Genomic DNA, 4,940 nt, shown 5'->3' on the forward strand with positions numbered 1-4,940 from the left:
TGCTCCAGGACAGACGGTGGAGGATCTCGGTAGGCGGTCCGCCGGCGGCAAGGCGTACGAGGTCGTGATCAAGGTTGAGGTCGTCGGGGAAGGCGCCGGGCTGCAGGTCGATGGCGTCAGGGTGGAGAGCCTGGCGCAGCAGCTGGGCTGCGCGGCGGGCAGTGTCGGCGGCCAGGAACTCCAGTGCCGCCGGGTCCAACCCGGGTGGGGGAGCCGGGGCTGAGGTCAAGGGAGTCACCGGTCCAGGGTGTTCGACCTCGGGTGGCGGTGAGGGCAGCGGGGGCAAGCCGATGCGGGCGGCAGCGAATACGTCCCGAGCGGGTACGCCGGGCCGAGGGCCGGAGGTGGCGGCGATGGCCTTGGCTGTGTTGCGGCGGTGGAGCTCGGCCATGAGTTCCCGCTCGCCCCGCCCTCGCAGGAGCAGCAGGACAAAGGGGTCGTGGTCCAGGAGCCGGGCCACCTGGTAGAAGACGGCGGCGGCGTGTTTGCACGGGTTGCCAAAGTCCGGGCAAGAGCATCGGGGCGTCAGCTCATGGGGCCGTGGAAGGAGGCGAACTCCGGCCTGGGCGGCGTCGTCCGCGAGGGCGGTGGGCATATCGCGCTCCAGGAGGGCCGCGATGTGGCCGGCCTTGGAGGCGACAAGATCCAGGAGCGCGTCCCACTGGGCGGCGGTGAACTCCGGGACGTTCATGGCGGTGCGGTAAGGGGCGGGTTGGCTGCCCTGCACGCGGGCAGCGGCGCACCCGGCCGTAACCGTGATCTCGCCGACGTTGCCTGCGCGGGCGTAGGTTCGCCCGCGAGCCAGTCGGCCGGTCGCGGAGCGGGATGGACCTTCCAGCGCTTCGACCCAGGCGTTGCCCCACCAGGACTCGGCGAAGGTGCGGCGGCCGCGGGCTGTGGGGAGCGGCGGGAAGTCACGGCGCCGATCGCGATGCTGCCCGGCTTCCGGATCAGAGGTCACGACCCTGCCCCTTTCAAACGGACGAAGTCAGCGAGCTGGGTGTCGCTCAGTTCCGTAAGCCCGGATTCCCCACCTTCGAGGACCGTGTCCGCGAGTGCGCGTTTGCTCTGCAGGAGTTCTGCGATGCGGTCCTCGACGGTGCCCTCGGCGATCAGGCGGTGGACCTGAACGGGCTGTGTCTGGCCGATGCGGTAAGCGCGGTCGGTGGCCTGTTCCTCGACCGCAGGGTTCCACCAGCGGTCGTAGTGGACCACGTGGCCTGCACGGGTGAGGTTGAGGCCGGTGCCAGCCGCCTTCAAGGAGAGCAGAAACACCGGGATCTCGCCGTCCTGGAACCGGTGCACCATCTCCTCGCGCTGCGCGACAGGCGTGCTGCCGTGGAGAAACTGCACTGGCACGCCTCGTCCTGTGAGGTGCTGCTCGAGGATGCGTCCCATGGTGACGTACTGCGTGAAGACCAGAACCGCCTGGTCTTCGGCCAGGATCGTGTCCAGGAGCTCGTCGAGGAGTTCGAGCTTCCCAGACCGGCCCGCCGTCTTCGCCTCGGTCTCATGCAGGTACTGGGCGGGGTGATTGGAGATCTGCTTGAGTGCGGCAAGGAGCTTGAGGACTAGGCCCCTGCGAGCCATGCCGTCCGTGGCGCGGATCGCGGTCATCGTCTCGCGGACTACGGCCTCGTAGAGGGCGACCTGTTCCTTGGTGAGCGTCACGGGATGGTCGGTCTCGGTCTTGGGCGGCAGCTCGGGGGCGATACCCGGGTCGGACTTCTTACGGCGCAGGAGGAACGGGCCGATCAGGGCGGCCAGGCGCTGCGCGGCGTGAGGGTCCTTCCCGCTCTCCGCGCCCCGGGCGTATCGGTCGCGGAACGTCTTCAAAGAGCCCAGCAGTCCGGGAGTAGTCCAGTCGAGCAGCGCCCACAGCTCGGACAGGTTGTTCTCGACGGGGGTGCCGGAGAGAGCGACCTTGGCCCTCGTGCGCAGAGTCCGCAGGGCTTTCGCGGTCGCCGAGAAGGAGTTCTTTACGTGCTGGGCCTCGTCCGCGACCACCAAGGCCCATTCGTACCGGGCAAGTTCGGCGGCACGCAGTCGCATGGTCGCGTAGGTCGTCAGCACGAACCCCTCGTCGGCACCCGTCAGAGAGCGGTTGGTGCCGTGGTAGCGGACTACGGGGGTGCCGGGCGCGAACTTCTCGATCTCCCGCTGCCAGTTGCCGAGCAGCGACGTTGGGCAGACCACGAGGGTCGGCCCGGCCGTCGCCGGAGTGGTCTGCCGGTGAAGGTGCAGTGCGATGAGGGTAATTGTCTTGCCCAGTCCCATGTCATCGGCGAGGCAACCTCCCAAGCCGAGCGACGTCATCTGATGGAGCCAGGTCAGACCCCGTAGCTGGTAGTCGCGCAGGGTTGCCTGGAGCCCGGCCGGCTGGGGCACTGGAGCGCGGCGGGTGCTCGCGTCGGGATCGGCAAGGCGCTCCTTCAGCTCCGCAATCCATCCTCGTGCAGTGACGTCGACCCGCTCGCCGTCGATCTCTGTGCTGCCGGCCAGAGCGGCGGCAAGGGCTTGCACGGCGGTGAGCTGGCGGTCCTTGCGGTCCCGGGCGCGTGCCAGGAGCTCTGGGTCGATCAGCACCCATTGGTCGCGTAGCCGCACCATGGGCCTCTGTGCCTCGGCGAGCCGGTCGAGCTCGGCGGGTTCGAGTTCCCGGCCGCCGAGGGTGAACTGCCAGCGAAAGGCCAGCAGTGCATCGGCAGACAGCAAAGATGGCAGGTCGGAGGCCGCCTTCTCGGTCGGCTCAATGACCGCGCGGGCAAGAAGCTGACGGGCGAGTTCTTTGGGCCAATGGACTTGAATGCCTACCGCTGCCAGCGCGGTTGCCGCCTCTCCCAGTAGCTCGCTCACTTCGTCGTCGGACAGTTCGAGTTCGACCGGGGATGTCATGAGCAGCAGGCGGCCGAGCGGAGGCCAGACGTGGACTGCGCGGAGCAGGGCCCGCAGCGCATCCTCCCGGGCGGTCGGGCCGAACACGTCGGCGGCCGCCGAGTCGCCGGACCAGATGTCCTTGGCGTCGGCGACCACGGCATCGGCGAGCTGATGCAACTGGACGACCGCGCGGAACCCGCTGTCCGTATCCAGGGTGTCAGCCCGGGCCTCCGCGAAGTCGACGCTCGCCTCCTCGAGATAATCATCATCCGCAGGTAGTTCGATGCGAAGGGAGAGGCTGACGCCTGCGTCCAGGCCAGTCGCGAGGTCGGCTGCCCACTCGCGCTGGTGAGGCACCGACTGTGGTTCGGTTGCAGTCCAGGCATCGCCGCCGGCCGCCACCGAGGCCGCCGGTGTGCGGGCCAGGACATCGGCCACCGCGTCCAGGAAAGCCCGTACGAGTGGTTCGGCCAGCGGAAGGTCCAGCCCGTCCTGCCCCTCGACCGGTATCGCGCGCGCCTCGGGCGGCATTGCGGCGGCCAACTTCCGCAGCCGTCCGACGTCCTCGGGGTCGTACGGCCCGATCCGCCACGCATCGAAACCACCGGGGCTTACCCCGGGCAGCAGCCGACCACGGGCGAGCAGGTGCAGGGCTTGGAGTAGGACTGCATTCCAGAACGCGGCCGCGGGGCTGGCGCCGGGCATCCGCCGCGCCTCGGAGAAAACCTGCAGCGCCTCGGCCACGGGAAGGACAGTGGCCTCCACCTCGCATCTCTGTGCGGAGGTCCCGTGCTCGCGCACTACCGTCAGGCGGTCCGTCGCCTGGGGCGGAGCCGATCCGTCTGGGCACCAAAACGCCAAACGCCCGGTCCGGGGTGGGTCGGACGGTACGAACACCACGGCGCAATCAGCCAGCGCCTGCATCTGCGATGCCCGGCCACTGTCCTCCACCCCGCTGAGCGGTGATGTCATAGTCGGCGTAGCGGATCCCACGGACTGCAGCCTTTCTCCGTCCTCCATGACACGGCCACACGAGGGCCGCGCTCGCCGAGCGTAACTGCGAGGAGGACCCGCTTGTCAGCGAATGAGATGACTCCACCCGACCGAGGTGGCCCCACGCCGAATATCCGTACCTGGCACTCCCTCGTGCCGCCGCAGGAACAGCGCTCACGGGACACGCATTTCAGCCGTAAGGGGGCTGGGTGTACTTCCAGCACGCAGGAACGCTTCGAGGCCGGCTATCAGGACATCTGAGTCGCCGGGTACGGTGACCGGCGCGGGCGCATGGCGCCCGGCCGTCGGGAAGAGACAAGGAAGCGCACGATGAGGAGGCTGCCACCCCCGCGTAACGACAGCGGCTCCGCGGACTACACCACACCTGCCGTCCTCGCGGCCGGCACGCTGGCCGTCGGGTTGTTCTTCGTCACCACGCATCTGGCGCTGGGGTCCGGGCTCTTCCGCGAACAACGAGCCATGGCCTGTGCGGGGATCTTGCTGAGTTGCACGCTGCTTGGCAGTGGAGTCCTGTTGACGGCGCGCTGGGCTTTCGCGAAGTGGGGACTGTACATCTGGCAGATCCCAGCGCTGGCTGTCTCCGTGCTCGCCATGGGGTGGACTGCTCCAGACATCGCCGCCTACGTCTTCCCACGAGTCGAGGAACGCTTCGCCCGCGAGCTCGGCGACTCCGGAAGATGTCTACACCGCAGCCCATACCGGCTGGAAGAGTCCCAGACGACCTTCTCGGGCCGGGACCACAGACGGATGACCATCACGCCACTTCAGGACGGAGTGCCGCCGTTGCGGTTGGATAACGCCCTCCACGGGGGCCTAGCGCATCTGGAGCCCGCTGACCCGGCGTCTCGGCAGATCTTGGACACCTACGGCTGCTGACCGTGCTGGCGTCGGAGCGAGTGACGAAGCCGTGACCGAACCCCGGTTCCCGCTCATGCTCGACAGAGACGAGGGGGCGCTGGGCGCACGTCGTCACGACGTACGGCGTACTCCGGTGCCCCTCCGAAGCGTCCGGGTGTCGGACTCGGGGAAGGGCCATGCATCGGCATCGT

Annotated in this window: 3 protein-coding genes; 1 reads left to right on the forward strand and 2 read right to left on the reverse strand. The window is 68.6% G+C overall.

Annotation, left to right across the window (positions count from 1 at the left end):
• Together VN520_RS30580 and VN520_RS30585 are read right to left on the reverse strand one after the other, a co-directional pair.
• Positions 1-961, reverse strand: a 961-nt coding sequence (locus tag VN520_RS30580; protein WP_325750190.1) for an SWIM zinc finger family protein, incomplete at its 3' end; no start/stop codon positions are given.
• A complete protein-coding gene (locus VN520_RS30585) occupies positions 958-3,849 on the reverse strand; it encodes an SNF2-related protein (RefSeq protein ID WP_414719996.1) in 2,892 nt (963 codons plus the stop codon). The genes VN520_RS30585 and VN520_RS30580, both read right to left, overlap by 4 nt.
• 351 nt (positions 3,850-4,200) lie before the next feature.
• Between VN520_RS30585 and VN520_RS30590 the strand changes: the two genes are divergently transcribed.
• A complete protein-coding gene (locus VN520_RS30590) occupies positions 4,201-4,767 on the forward strand; it encodes a hypothetical protein (protein WP_325750191.1) in 567 nt (188 codons plus the stop codon).
• The last annotated feature ends 173 nt before the right edge of the window (positions 4,768-4,940 follow it).

It is taken from the genome of Streptomyces sp. (assembly GCF_035563135.1).
Lineage (GTDB): Bacteria > Actinomycetota > Actinomycetes > Streptomycetales > Streptomycetaceae > Streptomyces.

What these genes read in the sequence shown, in the direction of transcription:
- VN520_RS30585 (WP_414719996.1), bottom strand. Translation starts at nt 3,849, where the DNA reads ATGACATCACCGCTCAGCGGGGTGGAGGACAGTGGCCGGGCATCGCAG.
- VN520_RS30590 (WP_325750191.1), top strand. Translation starts at nt 4,201, where the DNA reads ATGAGGAGGCTGCCACCCCCGCGTAACGACAGCGGCTCCGCGGACTAC.